Source organism: Clostridium sp. OM05-9 (genome assembly GCF_003481465.1).
In the GTDB taxonomy this organism is placed as follows: Bacteria; Bacillota; Clostridia; order Lachnospirales; family Lachnospiraceae; genus Coprococcus; species Coprococcus ammoniilyticus.
In genome coordinates this window covers 408,830-425,851 of sequence record NZ_QULF01000001.1, presented here as the reverse complement: position 1 = coordinate 425,851, position 17,022 = coordinate 408,830, and the positions used below count along the sequence as shown (strand labels likewise).

The following is a 17,022-nucleotide window of genomic DNA, read 5'->3' as shown; positions in this document are numbered from 1 at the left end:
TTTACCGGGGCATTGGTTCACACCGTATCTTTAAACTTCACACATTTGGACATTATACAATACTCATCCGTGTGTGTCAATAAACTTTCTTTATTTTTTCAGGCGTTTTTCTTTATTTTTCAGCATTCATCTGCCATTTCGCATTCAAATATGCTATCTGCGTCTGACCGCAAATCTTCCGTTCAGACCACGACGGTATTTCATCATGAGAATTCTTTTGACAGATGCATTGATCCGTTTTTTCGATATCCGTTTTGTCTTGTAAGCCCGAAGCAATGCCTGATATGTTTCTTTATAATGCTCCGTGCAGAGAAGATCGTCTCCTGCCTGAACTGCTCTGACAGCACTCTCACCCTCACTTCCGGTAAAGCTCCGTACTCCTGCCATCGACAACGAATCCGTAACGATCACACCTTTAAATCCCATTGTATTTCTAATGTATTTGTTTACCTTCGGTGATATAGATGCCGGATTTTTAGAATCAAAACAATGTACAATATTATGGCTTACCATAATCATATCACATCCCGACCGGATTCCCGCCTGAAATGGCTTCAGATCACGTTTTTTAAAACTGTTATAACTTCGGTAATCATGAATCAGATTCGTATGCGTATCTCCATTATTTCCATAGCCCGGAAAATGTTTTAATGAGCTGATCATATCCTCCTGTTTCATGTTATTCACCACAAGATTGATATATCTGGAAGCATCCGCTGCATTTGTAGAAAAACTTCTATTATAAATGAAGTTACCCGAGTCATATGCAACATCAGCAACCGGTGCAAGATTTGTATTGATTCCAAGCTTTTTCAGAAATTTTGCTTTATTCTTCGTGTCTTTTACAATGCCATTCCATCCACCTGCAGAAAAAACCGCTCTCGGTGATGCATATGACGTGGATCGGAACTGGCGGTATCTGGATGCCCTTACAACAGTTCCGCCTTCTTCATCCACTGCAATCAACATCGGAATCTTTGACGCCTTTTGAATTCCATAAATTCTGTTTCGTAATGTATCAGGAGTACTGTTTGCAAAATCTTCCCCAAACAAAACATATCCGCCAAACTGATATTGCTTCTGGATATTTGCTGCATTTTTAGCAGGAGCCTTCACAAGGATCATCTGGGCTATCTTCTCCTCCCAGCTCATTTTCTTCATCCTGTCAGCTACACGTTGTTCTATATATTTGTCATTATCTTCATAATATCCGGCATGTACATCTGTGCCTGTGTCCGTACATATAATAGTCAGACATAAAAGCACACCCATACATATACAAACGATTCTTTTATTCATATCGGATCTCCACCAGTGTCAAGCCTTTCGCAACTGCGGTCGGTCCTGCCTTGCTCCGGTCTCTCGCTTCCAGGATCCCCTTCACCTGTTCAGGCTCCATCAGTCCGGTTCCGACCTGCATCAGAGTTCCTGCAATGATCCTTACCATGTTATATAAGAAACCATTTCCCGTGATCCTGATATGAACCATGTCATCCTCTTTCGTCACATTTACTGCATATATCGTCCGAACCGTCGTCTGTACTTGTGCGCCTGCCGAACAGAAGCTCTTAAAATCATGCTCACCAACCAGATAAGCAGCCGCCTGATTCATCCGCTCTATATCCATCGGATAATAGCAAAATGACGCATATAACCGTTTTGACGGCAATTCAAACCGCCGGTTCAATATATTATATTCATAAGTTTTCACTGTATCTGCATACCTTGGATGAAAGTCCGCATCCACCTCGCAGGATTCCTGAATCCGGATATCCTCCGGAAGCCGCTGATTTAATGCAAAGGAAAACTTATCCCCCGGTATCCGGGATTCAGTGTCAAATACTGCCACATTTCCACAGGCATGTACACCAGCATCTGTCCTGCTGGCTCCGATCACCTTGATATCTTCCTGCACCAGTTCGCTGATCGTCCGGTTCAGCACTTCCTCTATCGTTATTCCATTGTCCTGTACCTGCCAGCCATGATAGTTCGTACCATCATAGGCTACTATTAATTTTACTCGTTTCATTTTCCCGGTTTCCTATTATAGATATATCTTCATCAAAATCAATCCTACCACATATACCACCAGCAGACCATATGCAAATGCATCTTTTTTACTATATCTCAACGGTTTCATGCTGGTACGGCATTCGCTTCCGTGATAACATCTGGCGTCCATCGCATATGCCAGATCGGTTGCACGTCGGATCGCAGATGCAAATAACGGAATAAATATCTGAGTATAACTTCGTATCCGTTTGAAAATATTTCCATTTTCAAAATCGGCTCCACGCGAAAGCTGTGCTTTCATAATTTTGTCCAGTTCTTCCATAAGGATCGGAATAAATCGAAGCGTGATTGAAAGCATCAATGCCATATCCGATACCGGAACACGAAAGATCTTCAGAAATCCAAACAGTTTCTCTAAACCTGCCGTGAGTGCCAATGGAAGCGTTGTATATGTCATGATCGATGAACCAATGATCAGATACACGAAACGAAATACTACAATTCCAGTCGTCTTTAAGCTGCCGGTCGTGATATGAAATCTCCAGATGCTGACCAGAACCCTTCCGTCACCATTAAACAGACTGAAAAATGCTGTAAATAATATAAATGCCAAGACAACCTTAAGTCCCCGGCAGACAAAAGGAATCGGAACACGGCTTAATGCCACATACACAATAAGAAATGCTGTTGCAGCAAGAAAAGTCCACAAATCCTTGCACCAGAAGATCGTAACCGCATATACGATCGTGAGCACCAGTTTTGTTCTGGCATCCAGCTCGTGAATCGGTGATCTGGTATTATAATATTGTCCGATCGTAATGTCTCTTACCATGCTTCTTTCCTCTATATTATCTGATAACTATCCACTTTCTCATGCTGTGTTCATGTTTTTGAAATGTCACCATCAATCTCTATAGCTTCATTAATTTTATATCTCTTCTTATATATTCTTTAGCCCACTAAGTTCCTCAATCACGCCCGCCATGCTTCTTGCTGTGAGTCTTATCTCCGGCAGTAATGCCTCCCTGAACATCGCCATTTCCGGCATCTCCAAGCCCAGTTTTTCTACCATCTCCGGCGTTCCAAATGCCTGCTCTACAGCTCCATCATAGACCAGCTTTCCCTGTCCCATAACCAGAATACGATCTGCAATCTCATACACATCCTTCATGTCGTGTGATACGAAGATCACAGTTATATTCCGTTCTTCATGCAGCCTGTGGATCAGTGCAAATAATTCCCGTTTGGATTTCGGGTCCATGCCTGCAACCGGCTCATCGAGAATAAGAATCTCCGGCTTATATGCGAGGATTCCTGCAAGCGCTACTCTCTTCTTCTGTCCGCCTGAAAGGTCAAACGGAGAATATTCAAAATATTCCTCTGATATATTCACAAGTGCCAATGCTTCCCTTGCCGCCTGTTCTGCTTCTGCTTTCGACATGCCGAAGTTCAATGCGCCATACATTACATCCGCTAACACCGTACTTTCAAATAACTGATACTCCGGATACTGAAACACAAATCCAATCTTCTTCCGTAATTCTTTCAGATTCTTCGTCTTTCCTACATCAATTCCATCAACCTTAAGTGTTCCTCCCATCGGACGATAAATACCGTTTAGCATATATAACAGCGTACTTTTTCCAGAACCGGTCTGTCCTGCCACCGCAAGGATCTCTCCTTTTCTGATTTGAAATGACACCTGCTCTACTGCAGGAACCTGTACCGCACCATCCTTATACGCATACTCCAGCTTATCCGCCTCGACCAAGATATCTTTTTTTATCCCGGCATCCAATAACATACCATTGTGTTCTTCTCTATCCATGTTATTTCTATTATCAAGGATATCCTCATGTATTCCATCCTCATTTTTACTTAATGATATATCTTTCTGTGCCGAATTAAAATGTTCTGCTGCTTCTTGTCTGTTTACAAAAGATTTTCCATCACGCAAACATGCCTTTATCCTGTCCACAGCATCCTGTACCGACAAAAGCCCCTCTTTTCTATCAACCAATGCACTTTTTGCATCTTCATCCAAATTTTCGACAAATTTCTTATCATCGGAATAATCTACTTTCAACTCATGCAACAGCTTATATGGCAATAAACTGTCTAGACCAAGCTGCTCTAACTTCTCTACCTGTGGATAAATCTCATATGGTGCGCCAATCAACTCTACATTTCCATCATCCATTACATAGATCTGATCTGCCCGAACCGTTTCCTCCATTCGATGTGTGATCATAATGACCGTGATGCCAAACTCCCGGTTCAAATGATATAAGGTATCAAGTATCTGTCTGCTTCCCACAGGATCGAGCATGGCAGTTGCTTCATCCATAACGATACATTCCGGTGACATGGCCATCACAGATGCGATTGCCAGTCTTTGCTTCTGTCCACCGCTTAGATGTGATACATTTCGTTCCAGATAGGCCTCCATCCCTGTCAATCGAAGTACTTCGTTGATTCGCTCCCATATCTCCTCTGCCTGGAAGCCCAGATTTTCCAAACCAAATCCTACATCTTCCGCAACCGTATTTCCTACCATTTGGTTATCCGGATTCTGAAAGATCATCCCGACTGCACGACGGATGGCCAGCAGATCACCTTCCCGGCTCGTATCTAATACATCAGAATCTCCCTGTATCCATACCATTCCCTGATTTGGTGCATATAAGCCATTCAGGTGTCTGGCAAATGTTGACTTTCCCGAACCGTTACGTCCAAGAACGGCAATGATCTGTCCCTTATGGGCATCAAAATCCATATCCTTCACAGCCCATTTCTCACCTGTAACATTTCCATCCTTGTCCTTGATATTAAATTTATGTCCAAGCTTTCTCACCTGAATAAAACTCATGTACACGCTCCTAGAAATAAAAAAGCTGCCAAATACACATACATGTACCTGACAGCCCTTATGTTTATAATTATACTAACTCAAGAATAACTTCCATTGCAGCATCGCCCTTACGCTGACCAATCTTGATGATTCTTGTGTAACCACCCTTACGTCCTGCGTATTTTGTACCGTACTCATCGAATAACTTGCTTGTTAAATCAACTTTCTTTGTACCGGCTTTCTTTCCGGCAGCATCTGTAGGAACTTCAACAACCGGATATAATACCTTAAGCATTTCTCTTCTTGCATGAAGTCTTGAAGGCTGATCCTTCTTGATGGTCTTTTCTACTTCATCATATACAGTAACTTTCTTACCATCAACGACTTCCTTCACTCTCTTACCATCTTTATCTTTCTTAGCAACCTTAGCGGTAACGGTAACTTCATCGTAGTTATCCTTTTCCTTAACTGCTAATGTGATAAGCTTCTCTGCAATCTTAACAACTTCCTTAGCTCTAGCTTCTGTTGTTCTGATTTTACCATGGTATAATAACTGTGTTACCTGGTTACGAAGTAATGCATTTCTCTGTGCGCTTGCTTTTCCAAGTTTTCTATACATTGCCATTTTTATTTATCCTCCTTACCCTTGCGGGTCTTCACTGTGCTTACTATTATTCGGCTTGAGTGGTAAAAAGTATTATTCCTCACTGTCATTCAGTGATAAGCCTAATTCTTTCAGCTTAGCCAATACTTCATCTAATGACTTACGACCGAGGTTACGAACTTTCATCATATCCTCCGGAGTCTTATTGATCAATTCTTCAACTGTATTGATACCGGCTCTCTTTAAGCAGTTGTATGAACGAACTGATAATTCAAGCTCATCAATATTCATTTCCAGAACCTTTTCCTTCTCATCTGTTACGCTCTCAACCATCACATCAACGGATTTTGCGTTCTCAGACAGATCAACGAACAGGTTCAAATGTTCTACAAGGACTCTTGCAGCGAGGCTGACAGCCTCATCCGGTGCGATAGCACCATTTGTAAATACATCAAGTGTCAGCTTATCATAATCTGTAACCTGACCAACACGAGTATTCTGAACTGTAAGATTAACTCTCTCAACCGGTGTATATATAGAATCAATAGCGATGACATCAATCGGTGCATCTGCTTCTTTATTCTTATCAGAACCAACGTAGCCTCTGCCGTTGCCGATGGTGAGTTCCATCTCAAGTCTTGCATCCGGGCCACTAAGATTTGCAATTACAAGATCAGGATTGATGATCTCGATATCGCCGTCTACATGAATATCGGATGCTCTGACAACACAGTCACCAGCTACATCGATATAAGCCTGCTTCGGCTCATTTGTTAATGAATTGTTCTTTATTACTAAAGACTTGATATTCATAACGATCTCAGTTACATCTTCCTTTACTCCGGGAATAGAACTGAACTCATGTAAAACACCTTTAATCTTAACGTGTGTTACTGCTGTACCAGGTAATGAAGAAAGCATAATTCTTCTTAATGAATTACCAAGGGTTGTACCATAGCCTCTCTCTAAAGGCTCTACTACAAACTTACCATACTTGTTATCATCTGAAATCTCAACTATCTCAATTTTTGGTTTCTCAAACTCAAACATTTAAGCCCCTCCTTTATGGGTAATTAACTGGTATACTCCAACTTTGCAAATATCATAAATATATTCTGCATCCAGACATCCACACGGGTAAATCCCGGATGGATGTACGGATGATCATATTTATTCTTATTACTTGGAATATAACTCGACAATAAGGGTCTCGTTTACAGGAACATCGATCTGCTCTCTGTTTGGCTTCTCAACTACTTCTCCACAAAGGTTTTCTCTGTCAGCGGTTAACCAACCTGGAACTAAATGTCCTTCTGTTGCAGCAATGATATCCTTATATCTCTGTAAGGATTTGCTCTTCTCTCTGATCTCGATCTTGTCTCCGGCCTTTACCTGGTATGAAGGAATGTTAACACTCTTTCCATTAACAAGTACATGCTTGTGATCTACAATCTGTCTTGCTTCTCTTCTTGTTCTTGCAAAACCTAATCTGAAGATAACATTATCAAGTCTTAACTCAAGTAATGTCATAAGGTTAGGACCTGTTAAGCCCTTCTGCTGCTCTGCCTTAGCGTAAAGGTTACGGAAAGGCTTCTCTAATACACCGTAAATGAACTTAGCCTTCTGCTTTTCACGAAGCTGTAAACCATACTCACTTACTTTTCTGTTTGCTCTTGTTGATTTTCTATTTGATTTCTTGTCAATTCCGAGATACATTGGCTCCATGCCTAAAGATCTGCATCTCTTAAGAACTGGGGTTCTATCTACTGCCATCTTACTCTGTACCTCCTAATTAGACTCTTCTTCTCTTTGGTGGACGACAACCATTATGTGGAACTGGTGTAACGTCTTTGATACTTACAACATCGATACCGCAAGCTGCGAGAGCACGGATAGCTGCTTCTCTACCTGAGCCTGGGCCTTTTACCATAACATCAACAGTCTTTAATCCGTAAGGAGCAGCAGCCTTTGCAGCTGTCTCAGCAGCCATCTGAGCAGCATATGGTGTTGACTTCTTAGAACCCTTGAATCCTAAACCGCCAGCACTTGCCCATGAAAGTGCATTACCTTCAGCGTCTGTTAATGTAACGATTGTATTATTGAAAGATGACTGAATATGAGCCTGTCCGTGCTGAACACTCTTTCTGACACGCTTCTTAGCCACTTTTTTAGTAACTTGCTTAGCCATTAACTCTTAAACCTCCTATGGTTTTCCAAATTTATACAAATGTACTTTATCTTCTGCCCGGTGCAGAAGATCTCTTATCTTCTACTATATATAAGAACAAATGAAAACAGTATTATTTCTTCTTGTTTGCTACTGTCTTCTTAGGTCCCTTACGTGTTCTTGCGTTTGTCTTTGTCTTCTGTCCACGAACAGGAAGTCCCTGTCTATGACGCTTACCACGGTAGCATGCAATTTCCTGTAAACGCTTGATGTTAAGCGCTACTTCTCTACGTAAATCTCCTTCAACAGTCTGTGTTGCATTGATTACTTCGCTGATTCTTCTTACTTCATCATCAGTTAAATCATTACAACGTGTGTCAGGATTAACATTTGCTTCCTTAAGGATACGCTGTGAAGATGTCAAACCTATACCATATACATAAGTAAGACCAATCTCAACACGCTTGTCTCTTGGTAAATCAACACCTGAAATACGAGCCATTCTAATTAACCTCCGTAAAAATTCTTCTGTCCGGCATATCGGATCTCGACATATCTCAACATAAAAATGCTGAGGTGAAATGCATATGTTTCCATCTCGCTGCCTGTTTTTTTATTTTTACTAGCATATAATGATTATGCTACAGCCGCTTTTAAAATTTACAACACATCCGTGTGTGTTGATACTTAAAAAACAAGATATCATATGGATGGGCTATCATCCGGATACCCAGTTTCTTTTTTTGATTAACCCTGACGCTGTTTGTGCTTTGGATTCTCGCAGATAACTCTAACGATACCCTTTCTCTTGATAACTTTGCACTTATCGCATATAGGTTTTACTGATGCTCTAACCTTCATTAGAAAATCTCCTTTCAAAAAAAGTCCGCTACGAATAAGCATTCTATCATTTTTCACAATAGAATGCAAGTCCCATTTTCTATTTTTTTCATATTAATGGGATTATTATGATAAATCACATCCTATAAAGGGAATATCTTTACAGGATGTTCATTACATACCTCTTTATATAGAAGAATTTATTTATCTCTCCAAACAATTCTTCCCTTTGTCAGGTCGTATGGTGATAATTCAATTGTTACCTTATCACCCGGAAGGATCTTGATATAATTCATTCTGAGCTTACCACTAATGTGTGCTAAAACCTTATGACCATTCTCGATCTCTACCTGAAACATTGCATTTGGTAACTTCTCGATTACTGTTCCTTCTACTTCAATTACGTCTGCCTTTGACATTTTTAATCCTCCTTAAAATCCTTGAGATTTTGAATTCATTTTTTATTTTCTATAATTCCAATCCTTCTGCCTGCGACAAGATAATCGGTTTGTCCTCTGTAATAAGGATCGTGTTCTCATAGTGTGCTGCATTGGAACCATCCACGGTTACGACAGTCCAGTCATCATCCAGCCAGTCTACTTCATAATCACCTGCTGTTATCATCGGTTCGATTGCGATCGTCATTCCCGGTTTCAGCTTTGGTCCTTTTTTGATTGTTTCAAAATTCGGTATTTCCGGATCCTCATGAAGATTTGCTCCAACACCATGTCCAACCAGATCTTCTACGATTCCATATCCAAATTTCAAAACATACTGCTCTACAGCCCTTCCGATATCTCGAATATGATTTCCCGGAACAGCAACCTTCATTGCTTCGAAAAAGCTCTGCTTTGTAACTGCAATCAGATGCTCATTTTCCGGCGAAATCTTTCCTACTCCATAAGTTCTTGCTGCATCGGAGTGATATCCTTCATAGATAACGCCTGCATCAAGACTTACTATGTCGCCCTCTTTCAGAAATCTTGTCTTTGATGGTATACCATGAACAACTTCCTCATTCACGGATACACAGATAGATGCCGGATAACCGTTATAATTCAGGAAGGAAGGAATACAGCCATAGCTTCTGATCACTTCTTCACCAAGTTTATCGATCTCATAGGTTGTGATTCCCGGTTTGATCGCCTTCTTCAGCTCCTCATGTGTGAGAGCCAGAATTCTGCCGGCTTCTTTCATCAATTCAATTTCTCTCTCAGATTTTATAGATATTGCCATTTTATTCACCTAAAATCTTAACGATTGCTGCAAATACATCATTCATATCCATTGTTCCATCAACTTCTTTCAGGATTCCTTTCTTAGCATAGAAATCGATCAATGGCTGTGTCTGCTCATGATATACTTTCAGTCTGTTTAATACTGTTTCCGGCTGATCGTCATCTCTTAAGATAAGATCGGATGAACATACATCACATTTGCCTTCCACTTTTGTAGGGTTATATACAATATGATATGTTGCACCACAGCCAACGCATGCACGTCTTCCGGACATTCTGCGAACGATATTCTCATCCGGTACTTCTACGTTGATCGCATAGTCTACAGAATCACCGATTGCTGATAATGCTTTGTCAAGTGCCTCTGCCTGTGGAATAGTTCTTGGAAATCCATCAAGGATATATCCCTTTGCGCAGTCGTCTGCTTTGAATCTGTCAATTACCAGATCTACAACTAATTCATCCGGAACAAGAAGTCCCTTATCCATATATTCTTTTGCCTTTGCTCCGAGTTCTGTTCCGTTCTTGATGTTTGCTCTGAAAATATCTCCTGTTGAGATATGTGGTACTCCGTACTTCTCAGCGATCATTTTAGCCTGTGTACCTTTGCCTGCGCCTGGCGCACCTAACATAATTATCTTCATATATAACCTCCATTTTTTATTTTCCTGCGGGATACGTTCATTGCAATCCCTCCTGTTATCAGCCGTCCTCCAAATGAACAAGCCATAGATACTTATACTATAATACACGAATAGGAAGTGCACAAGTGTACACTCCCATTTTTCGTGTTTTTTATATCTGTATCTTACAATTAATCTAATAAGAATCCCTGATAATGTCTTACTAACATCTGTGATTCCAGACTCTTCATGGTTTCAATTACAACACCAACTACGATGATGATGGATGTTCCACCGAATGAAACATTTACACTGAAAAATCCGTTGAAGAACATAGGAATCATCGCAACGATCAAAAGACCAACTGCTCCGATAAATATAATATAGTTCAGTATTTTATTTAAATAGTCCTGGGTTGGCTTACCTGGTCGAATACCCGGTACAAAACCACCGCTCTTCTTCATGTTATTTGCAATCTCCATCGGATTGAAGGTAATTGCTGTATAGAAATACGCGAAGAAGAATACCAGTAAGATATATACTGCCAATCCAAGGAATCCCCAAGGATAGTTCGGATTAAACCAGTATGACTGGCTCATTCCCTGAAGGATCTTAGCACCAACACCGGATGGACTCTTTCCAAATAAACTCGTTATAATAGAAGGAATCGCCATCAGTGAAGAAGCGAAGATTACAGGAATAACGCCTGCTGTATTTACCTTAAGTGGAATGTTGGAGGACTGACCTCCCATCTGCTTTCTACCCTGAACTTTCTTTGCATACTGTACAGGAATCTTTCTTTCAGCTCCCTGAAGCATACATACAAGAATGGTTACACATACAACAATTGCAACAACCAGAAGTGCGATCAGACACATTCTGACTGCATCTTTGCCTTTGATGAACTGTGTGTAAATATTCTTGAAATCATTTGGCATGGTTGATACGATGTTGATCAACAGGATAATGGAAATACCATTTCCCACACCACGATCTGTTACACGTTCGCCAAGCCACATTACAAATGCACTACCACCTGTAAGGATAACGATCATTGAAAGCACTGTCCAGAAATTGTAGCTGTCCATGAATCCTTTTCTTCCGAAATTGATCGCAAGACCTGCACTTTCCAGAATTGCAAGACCAATCGTTAAGATACGGGTAATTGCTGTAATTTTCTTTCTTCCGTCTTCACCATCTTTCTGCATTTCTTCCAGAGCTGGAATTGCTATGGTAAGAAGCTGGATGATAATGGAAGATGTAATATATGGTGTTACGTTCAATGCAAATATTGACATCTGATCGAACGATCCTCCGGTGAATGAGCTGAACAGATTGAAGGAATCTCCAAGTGCGTTACTTAGATATTCTTTAATTGCATCTGCACGGATTCCCGGTACAGTAATCAGGCTTCCCAGCCTGACTACTATGAGAACAAAGAATGTGTATAATAATTTCTGTCTTAATTCCTTTACTTTGAATGCGTTGATAAAGGTTTTAAACATTATTAGATCACCTCTGCTTTTCCGCCAAGAGCTTCAATCTTCTCGGCTGCTGACTTTGAAAAAGCATTTGCCTTAACTGTAAGCTTCTTTGTTAACTCTCCATTTCCAAGAATCTTAACTCCATCACGTGGATTCTTTACGATACCGCATTCAACAAGTGTATCTACTGTAACCTCTGCTCCATCCTCGAAACGATCAAGAACTGAAACATTGATTGCAACGATATCTTTGTGATTGATACATGTAAATCCTCTCTTAGGGATTCTTCTATATAAAGGCATCTGTCCGCCTTCAAATCCTGGTCTAGGTGATCCTGAACGTGCCTTCTGACCCTTATGGCCCTTACCTGCAGTCTTACCATTTCCTGAACCATGACCACGGCCTACTCTGAAATTAGTACTATGCTTAGAACCTTCTGCTGGCTTTAATGTTGATAAATTCACGACCTGCACCTCCTTCAAATATAATTAAATCTCTTCTACCTTTACTAAATAACTAACCTGCTTAACCATACCAAGAGTTGCAGCATTGTTAGGAAGTTCAACTGACTTGTTTACCTTCTTAAGACCTAATGCTTCTACAGTTCTCTTATGCTTTGGTACGCATCCGATTGGTGATTTTACTAAAGTAACTTTTAACTTATCTGCCATCTTATAATACCTCCTTAGTTAAGTATCTCATCAACAGATTTTCCACGAAGTCTTGCGATCTCTTCCGGAGTCTTGATCTCTGAAAGACCTTTGATTGTTGCAAGAACTACGTTCTGTTTGTTGTTTGATCCTAAGGATTTTGTACGGATATTCTTGTATCCAGCAAGCTCAAGTACGTTACGAGCAGGACCACCGGCGATAATACCAGTACCTTCTGGAGCTGACTTAAGCAATACTGTTGCACTACCAAATTCTCCGTTCCAATCATATGGGATACTTCCGTTTTCATTTACAGGAACTGTAACAAGGTGCTTAGCTGCATCTTCCTTACCCTTACGGATAGCTTCAGGAATTTCTACAGCCTTACCAACGCCTACGCCTACATGACCGTTTTTGTCACCAACAACTACAAGACATGCAAATCTAGAATTACGTCCGCCCTTAACAACCTTAGTTACACGTTTGATATCTACTACTTTATCTTCTAATTCTAATTTACTAGCATCAATTATTTCACGCTTCATATGTTGTTCTTCCTCCTTCTTAGAATTCTAGACCAGCTTCTCTTGCTGCATCTGCTAATGCCTGAACCTTACCCTGGTAGATGAATCCTCCTCTGTCAAATACAACAGTCTTGATTCCCTTTTCCAGTGCTCTTTCAGCAACAACTTTACCAACGTATGCTGCTGCATCTACATTATCTGTCTGCTCAAGTGCTTCCTTGATTGACTTCTCTACTGTTGATGCTGCTACAATTGTGTTTCCAACTGAATCATCAATAATCTGAGCGTACATATGATTATTACTTCTGAAAACCGCTAAACGTGGTCTATCTGCTGTTCCAGCTAAATGATTACGAACACGCATATGCTTCTTAATACGAACTTCGCTTCTTGATTCTTTATTAACCATCTTATCTCACTCCTTTATTATTTCTTACCAGTCTTACCAACTTTACGTCTGATAGTCTCGTCAACATACTTGATACCTTTGCCCTTGTAAGGTTCCGGTGCTCTCTTTTCTCTGATCTCTGCTGCATACTGACCAACTTTTTCCTTGTCAATACCAACAACTGAAATCTTGTTACCATCAACCTTTACTTCGATACCTTCTGGGTCAACCATCTCAACTGGATGTGAATAACCAAGAGCAAGAACTAATTTATTGCCCTGCTTCTGAGCTCTATAACCTACACCGTTTACTTCCAGATCCTTAACATAACCCTCTGTAACACCAATGATCATGTTGTGGATAAGTGTTCTGGTAAGTCCGTGTAAAGACTTCATCTTCTTTAAATCATTAGGTCTTGAAACTGTGATTACATCAGCTTCTAACTTAATATCCATTTCTGCTGGGAGAACTCTCTCAAGTGTTCCCTTTGGTCCTTTAACAGTCACTTTATTATTTTCTGCGATATCTACAGTCACTCCTGCAGGTACAGCGATAGGCATTCTTCCGATACGTGACATTTCGCCTTCCTCCTTAAAATTTATATTATTTGTATTTGTGCTGCATGGAGTGTATCCATGCAGGCTTTAACCTCCGGTATTTTTCAGGAAATGATGCCGGAGGGATTGTTTTATCAGCTTTCGCACTAACTTCGCACGGTGCTTTCAGTTTGTGCTCACTAAGTGCTCTAATGACATCCACTCGAACTAAACTCATCCATCGTCTTCGACTCGTATTCGTTAAGTCTCGGGATGGGCTTTCGCACTAACTTCGCACGGCGCTTTCAGCTTGTGCTCACTAAGTGCTCTAATGACATCCACTCGAACTAAACTCATCCATCGTCTTCGACTCGTATTCGTTAAGTCTCGGGATGGGCTTTCGCACTAACTTCGCACGGCGCTTTCAGCTTGTGCTCACTAAGTGCTCTAATGACATCCACTCGAACTAAACTCATCCATCGTCTTCGACTCGTATTCGTTAAGTCTCGGGATGGGCTTTCGCACTAACTTCGCACGGCGCTTTCAGCTTGTGCTCACTAAGTGCTCTAATGACATCCACTCGAACTAAACTCATCCATCGTCTTCGACTCGTATTCGTTAAGTCTCGGGATGGGCTTTCGCACTAACTTCGCACGGCGCTTTCAGCTTGTGCTCACTAAGTGCTCTAATGACATCCACTCGAACTAAACTCATCCATCGTCTTCGACTCGTATTCGTTAAGTCTCGGGATGGGCTTTCGCACTAACTTCGCACGGCGCTTTCAGCTTGTGCTCACTAAGTGCTCTAATGACATCCACTCGAACTAAACTCATCCATCGTCTTCGACTCGTATTCGTTAAGTCTCGGGATGGGCTTTCGCACTAACTTCGCACGGCGCTTTCAGCTTGTGCTCACTAAGTGCTCAATGCCTACCAAACAAATGCTAATACTTCGCCACCAACATTCTGCTTTCTTGCTTCCTTGTCAGTAAGTACACCTTTGTTTGTTGAAATAATTGCAGTTCCGAGTCCACCAAGTACTCTTGGGAGCTCATCCTTGCTTGCATATACACGAAGACCTGGCTTAGAGATTCTCTTAAGGCCTGTGATGATCTTCTCGTTCTTATCTGCACCATACTTCAATGTAATTTTGATTGTCTCAAACTTACCATCTTCGATAATGTCTACTGCCTGAACATATCCTTCTGATAAAAGGATGTCAGCAATAGCCTTTTTCATCTTTGAAGCAGGGATTTCTACTGTATCATGTTTTGCTGTGTTAGCATTACGAATTCTTGTAAGCATATCTGCTATTGGATCGCTCATTGACATAATGTTTCTTCCTCCTTCTATCTCTTACCAGCTTGATTTCTTAACGCCAGGGATCTGTCCCTTGTATGCTAATTCACGGAAGCAGATTCTACAGATTCCGTATTTCTTTAATACTGAGTGTGGACGTCCACAAATCTTGCAACGTGTATATTCTCTTGATGAGAACTTCTGTTTACGCTGCTGTTTAACTTTCATTGCTGTCTTAGCCATAACGAATCTTCCTCCTTTAATTATTTGCTGTAAGGCATACCAAATAATGTTAACAGTTCGCGACCTTCTTCGTCTGTCTCTGCTGTTGTAACAAAGATGATATCCATACCTCTGACTTTATCAATCTTATCGTACTCGATTTCCGGGAAAATAAGCTGTTCCTTGATACCTAAAGCATAGTTACCTCTGCCATCGAAACCGTTAGGGTTAACACCTCTAAAGTCACGTACACGAGGAAGTGCAAGGTTTACAAGACGATCTAAGAACTCATACATCTTCTCACCACGAAGTGTTACTTTACATCCGATAGGCATTCCTTCTCTTAACTTGAAGTTAGCAACTGACTTTCTCGCACGTGTAACAACTGCCTTCTGACCGGCGATTGTTTCAAGATCCTTGATAGCTGCGTCTAAAACTTTAGCATTTTCTCTTGCTTCACCAACGCCCATGTTAATAACGATCTTATCAAGCTTTGGGATCTGCATTACATTTTTATATCCAAATTTTTCAGTCATGGCGCTTTTAATTTCAGCGTCATACTTTTCTCTAAGTCTACTCAACTAAGACGACCTCCTTCCAATTAATCTATCTTCTCTGTTTTGCCATCTACTTTAGCAACACGGACTTTATCTTTACCTGTTCCTTCAAAACCAACTCTTACTGGCTTGCCTTTGTAAAGATACATTACATTGGAGATGTCCATTGGAGCTTCCATTTCGATAATTCCGCCTGCCTGGTTAGCCATGCTTGGCTTGCTGTGCTTAAATACTTTATTTACGCCTTCAACGACTACAGTACCGTTCTTCTTGTCAACATGAAGAACCTTGCCTTCTTTGCCTTTATCCTTGCCGGCAATAACCTGTACCATATCATCTTTCTTAATCTTTAATGTTGCCATGGTCTACACCTCCTTATAATACTTCAGGTGCAAGTGAGACAATCTTCATGAACTTCTTGTCTCTTAACTCTCTTGCAACTGGTCCAAAGATACGTGTTCCTCTTGGATTTAAATCGTCTTTTATAATAACTGCTGCGTTCTCATCAAACTTGATGTATGAACCATCCTTACGACGAGCGCCCTTCTTTGATCTTACTACTACGGCCTTAACAACATCACCTTTTTTAACAACTCCGCCTGGTGTTGCGTCTTTAACTGAGGCAACGATGATATCGCCGATATTTGCATATCTTCTTACTGAGCCGCCTAAAACTCTGATGCAAAGGAGCTCTTTGGCACCAGTATTATCAGCAACTTTAAGTCTTGTTTCCTGCTGAACCATTTTATTTGCCTCCTTATTTAGCCTTCTCTATAATCTCAACAAGTCTCCATCTCTTGTCCTTTGATAAAGGTCTTGTCTCCATAACTCTTACTCTATCGCCAATATTGCACTCATTCTTCTCATCATGAGCCTTTAACTTGTAAGTTCTCTTTACGATCTTTCCATAAAGAGGATGCTTAACATTATCTACGATAGAAACAACGATTGTCTTGTCCATCTTGTCACTTGTAACGATACCTACACGTGTTTTTCTCAGATTTCTTTCCACAATATATTCCTCCTT

At 40.8% G+C, this 17,022-nt stretch carries 25 protein-coding genes; all 25 read right to left on the bottom strand.

The window, feature by feature from the left end; all coding sequences use genetic code 11:
• Positions 1–153 precede the first annotated feature (153 nt).
• The gene (locus tag DXB77_RS02035; RefSeq protein ID WP_118662532.1) at positions 154–1,299 is read right to left on the bottom strand and encodes a glycoside hydrolase family 3 N-terminal domain-containing protein; all 1,146 of its coding nucleotides are present in this window, start codon (positions 1,297–1,299) and stop codon (positions 154–156) included.
• On the bottom strand, positions 1,292–2,029 hold the full coding sequence (gene truA, locus DXB77_RS02030; RefSeq protein WP_118662531.1) for a tRNA pseudouridine(38-40) synthase TruA: 738 nt from the start codon (positions 2,027–2,029) through the stop codon (positions 1,292–1,294). The genes DXB77_RS02035 and truA overlap by 8 nt, the downstream gene beginning before the upstream one ends.
• 15 nt (positions 2,030–2,044) lie before the next feature.
• The gene (locus tag DXB77_RS02025; RefSeq protein ID WP_118662530.1) at positions 2,045–2,845 is read right to left on the bottom strand and encodes an energy-coupling factor transporter transmembrane component T; all 801 of its coding nucleotides are present in this window, start codon (positions 2,843–2,845) and stop codon (positions 2,045–2,047) included.
• A gap of 108 nt (positions 2,846–2,953) precedes the next feature.
• Positions 2,954–4,882 carry an energy-coupling factor transporter ATPase gene (locus tag DXB77_RS02020; RefSeq protein WP_118662529.1) on the bottom strand — a complete coding sequence of 643 codons (1,929 nt, stop codon included), beginning with the start codon at positions 4,880–4,882 and terminating at the stop codon, positions 2,954–2,956.
• Between the two features lie 70 nt (positions 4,883–4,952).
• A complete protein-coding gene (locus DXB77_RS02015) occupies positions 4,953–5,489 on the bottom strand; it encodes a bL17 family ribosomal protein (RefSeq protein WP_008402714.1) in 537 nt (178 codons plus the stop codon).
• A gap of 72 nt (positions 5,490–5,561) precedes the next feature.
• Positions 5,562–6,518: a DNA-directed RNA polymerase subunit alpha gene (locus DXB77_RS02010; RefSeq protein ID WP_008402715.1), complete on the bottom strand. Its 957-nt coding sequence runs from the start codon at positions 6,516–6,518 to the stop codon at positions 5,562–5,564.
• 129 nt (positions 6,519–6,647) lie between these two features.
• On the bottom strand, positions 6,648–7,241 hold the full coding sequence (rpsD, locus tag DXB77_RS02005) for a 30S ribosomal protein S4 (RefSeq protein ID WP_008402717.1): 594 nt from the start codon (positions 7,239–7,241) through the stop codon (positions 6,648–6,650).
• Between the two features lie 19 nt (positions 7,242–7,260).
• Positions 7,261–7,656 (bottom strand): 30S ribosomal protein S11, encoded by a 396-nt coding sequence (gene rpsK, locus DXB77_RS02000; protein WP_008402719.1) that lies wholly within the window; start codon positions 7,654–7,656, stop codon positions 7,261–7,263.
• Between the two features lie 112 nt (positions 7,657–7,768).
• The gene (gene rpsM / locus DXB77_RS01995) at positions 7,769–8,137 is read right to left on the bottom strand and encodes a 30S ribosomal protein S13 (protein WP_021944966.1); all 369 of its coding nucleotides are present in this window, start codon (positions 8,135–8,137) and stop codon (positions 7,769–7,771) included.
• A 245-nt stretch (positions 8,138–8,382) separates the two neighbouring features.
• On the bottom strand, positions 8,383–8,496 hold the full coding sequence (rpmJ, locus tag DXB77_RS01990) for a 50S ribosomal protein L36 (protein ID WP_015533797.1): 114 nt from the start codon (positions 8,494–8,496) through the stop codon (positions 8,383–8,385).
• A 179-nt stretch (positions 8,497–8,675) separates the two neighbouring features.
• Entirely contained in the window at positions 8,676–8,894 is a 219-nt protein-coding gene (infA, locus tag DXB77_RS01985; protein ID WP_008402721.1) for a translation initiation factor IF-1, read from the bottom strand.
• Between the two features lie 49 nt (positions 8,895–8,943).
• The gene (gene map / locus DXB77_RS01980; RefSeq protein WP_021944967.1) at positions 8,944–9,711 is read right to left on the bottom strand and encodes a type I methionyl aminopeptidase; all 768 of its coding nucleotides are present in this window, start codon (positions 9,709–9,711) and stop codon (positions 8,944–8,946) included.
• A gap of 1 nt (position 9,712) precedes the next feature.
• Positions 9,713–10,357, bottom strand: a complete 645-nt coding sequence (locus DXB77_RS01975; RefSeq protein ID WP_021944968.1) for an adenylate kinase — start codon at positions 10,355–10,357, stop codon at positions 9,713–9,715.
• Between the two features lie 170 nt (positions 10,358–10,527).
• Positions 10,528–11,841 carry a preprotein translocase subunit SecY gene (gene secY / locus DXB77_RS01970; RefSeq protein WP_117807170.1) on the bottom strand — a complete coding sequence of 438 codons (1,314 nt, stop codon included), beginning with the start codon at positions 11,839–11,841 and terminating at the stop codon, positions 10,528–10,530.
• 2 nt (positions 11,842–11,843) lie between these two features.
• Entirely contained in the window at positions 11,844–12,284 is a 441-nt protein-coding gene (gene rplO / locus DXB77_RS01965; protein WP_117807169.1) for a 50S ribosomal protein L15, read from the bottom strand.
• Between the two features lie 24 nt (positions 12,285–12,308).
• Positions 12,309–12,491, bottom strand: coding sequence for a 50S ribosomal protein L30 (gene rpmD, locus DXB77_RS01960; RefSeq protein ID WP_008402727.1), 183 nt, complete (start codon positions 12,489–12,491; stop codon positions 12,309–12,311).
• Between the two features lie 14 nt (positions 12,492–12,505).
• On the bottom strand, positions 12,506–13,015 hold the full coding sequence (gene rpsE / locus DXB77_RS01955; protein WP_008402728.1) for a 30S ribosomal protein S5: 510 nt from the start codon (positions 13,013–13,015) through the stop codon (positions 12,506–12,508).
• Positions 13,016–13,034: 19 nt separating this feature from the next.
• Positions 13,035–13,403, bottom strand: coding sequence for a 50S ribosomal protein L18 (gene rplR / locus DXB77_RS01950; RefSeq protein ID WP_008402729.1), 369 nt, complete (start codon positions 13,401–13,403; stop codon positions 13,035–13,037).
• Positions 13,404–13,420: 17 nt separating this feature from the next.
• Entirely contained in the window at positions 13,421–13,960 is a 540-nt protein-coding gene (gene rplF, locus DXB77_RS01945) for a 50S ribosomal protein L6 (protein ID WP_021944971.1), read from the bottom strand.
• 887 nt (positions 13,961–14,847) lie between these two features.
• Entirely contained in the window at positions 14,848–15,249 is a 402-nt protein-coding gene (gene rpsH / locus DXB77_RS01940; RefSeq protein ID WP_021944972.1) for a 30S ribosomal protein S8, read from the bottom strand.
• A gap of 24 nt (positions 15,250–15,273) precedes the next feature.
• A complete protein-coding gene (locus DXB77_RS01935) occupies positions 15,274–15,459 on the bottom strand; it encodes a type Z 30S ribosomal protein S14 (protein ID WP_008402734.1) in 186 nt (61 codons plus the stop codon).
• A 20-nt stretch (positions 15,460–15,479) separates the two neighbouring features.
• Positions 15,480–16,019 carry a 50S ribosomal protein L5 gene (rplE, locus tag DXB77_RS01930; RefSeq protein ID WP_008402736.1) on the bottom strand — a complete coding sequence of 180 codons (540 nt, stop codon included), beginning with the start codon at positions 16,017–16,019 and terminating at the stop codon, positions 15,480–15,482.
• 20 nt (positions 16,020–16,039) lie between these two features.
• Positions 16,040–16,357, bottom strand: a complete 318-nt coding sequence (gene rplX, locus DXB77_RS01925; RefSeq protein WP_021944973.1) for a 50S ribosomal protein L24 — start codon at positions 16,355–16,357, stop codon at positions 16,040–16,042.
• Positions 16,358–16,370: 13 nt separating this feature from the next.
• The gene (gene rplN, locus DXB77_RS01920) at positions 16,371–16,739 is read right to left on the bottom strand and encodes a 50S ribosomal protein L14 (RefSeq protein WP_008402739.1); all 369 of its coding nucleotides are present in this window, start codon (positions 16,737–16,739) and stop codon (positions 16,371–16,373) included.
• A gap of 13 nt (positions 16,740–16,752) precedes the next feature.
• Complete coding sequence (gene rpsQ / locus DXB77_RS01915; RefSeq protein WP_173783815.1) at positions 16,753–17,010, bottom strand: 30S ribosomal protein S17; 258 nt, start codon at positions 17,008–17,010, stop codon at positions 16,753–16,755.
• Positions 17,011–17,022 lie beyond the last annotated feature (12 nt).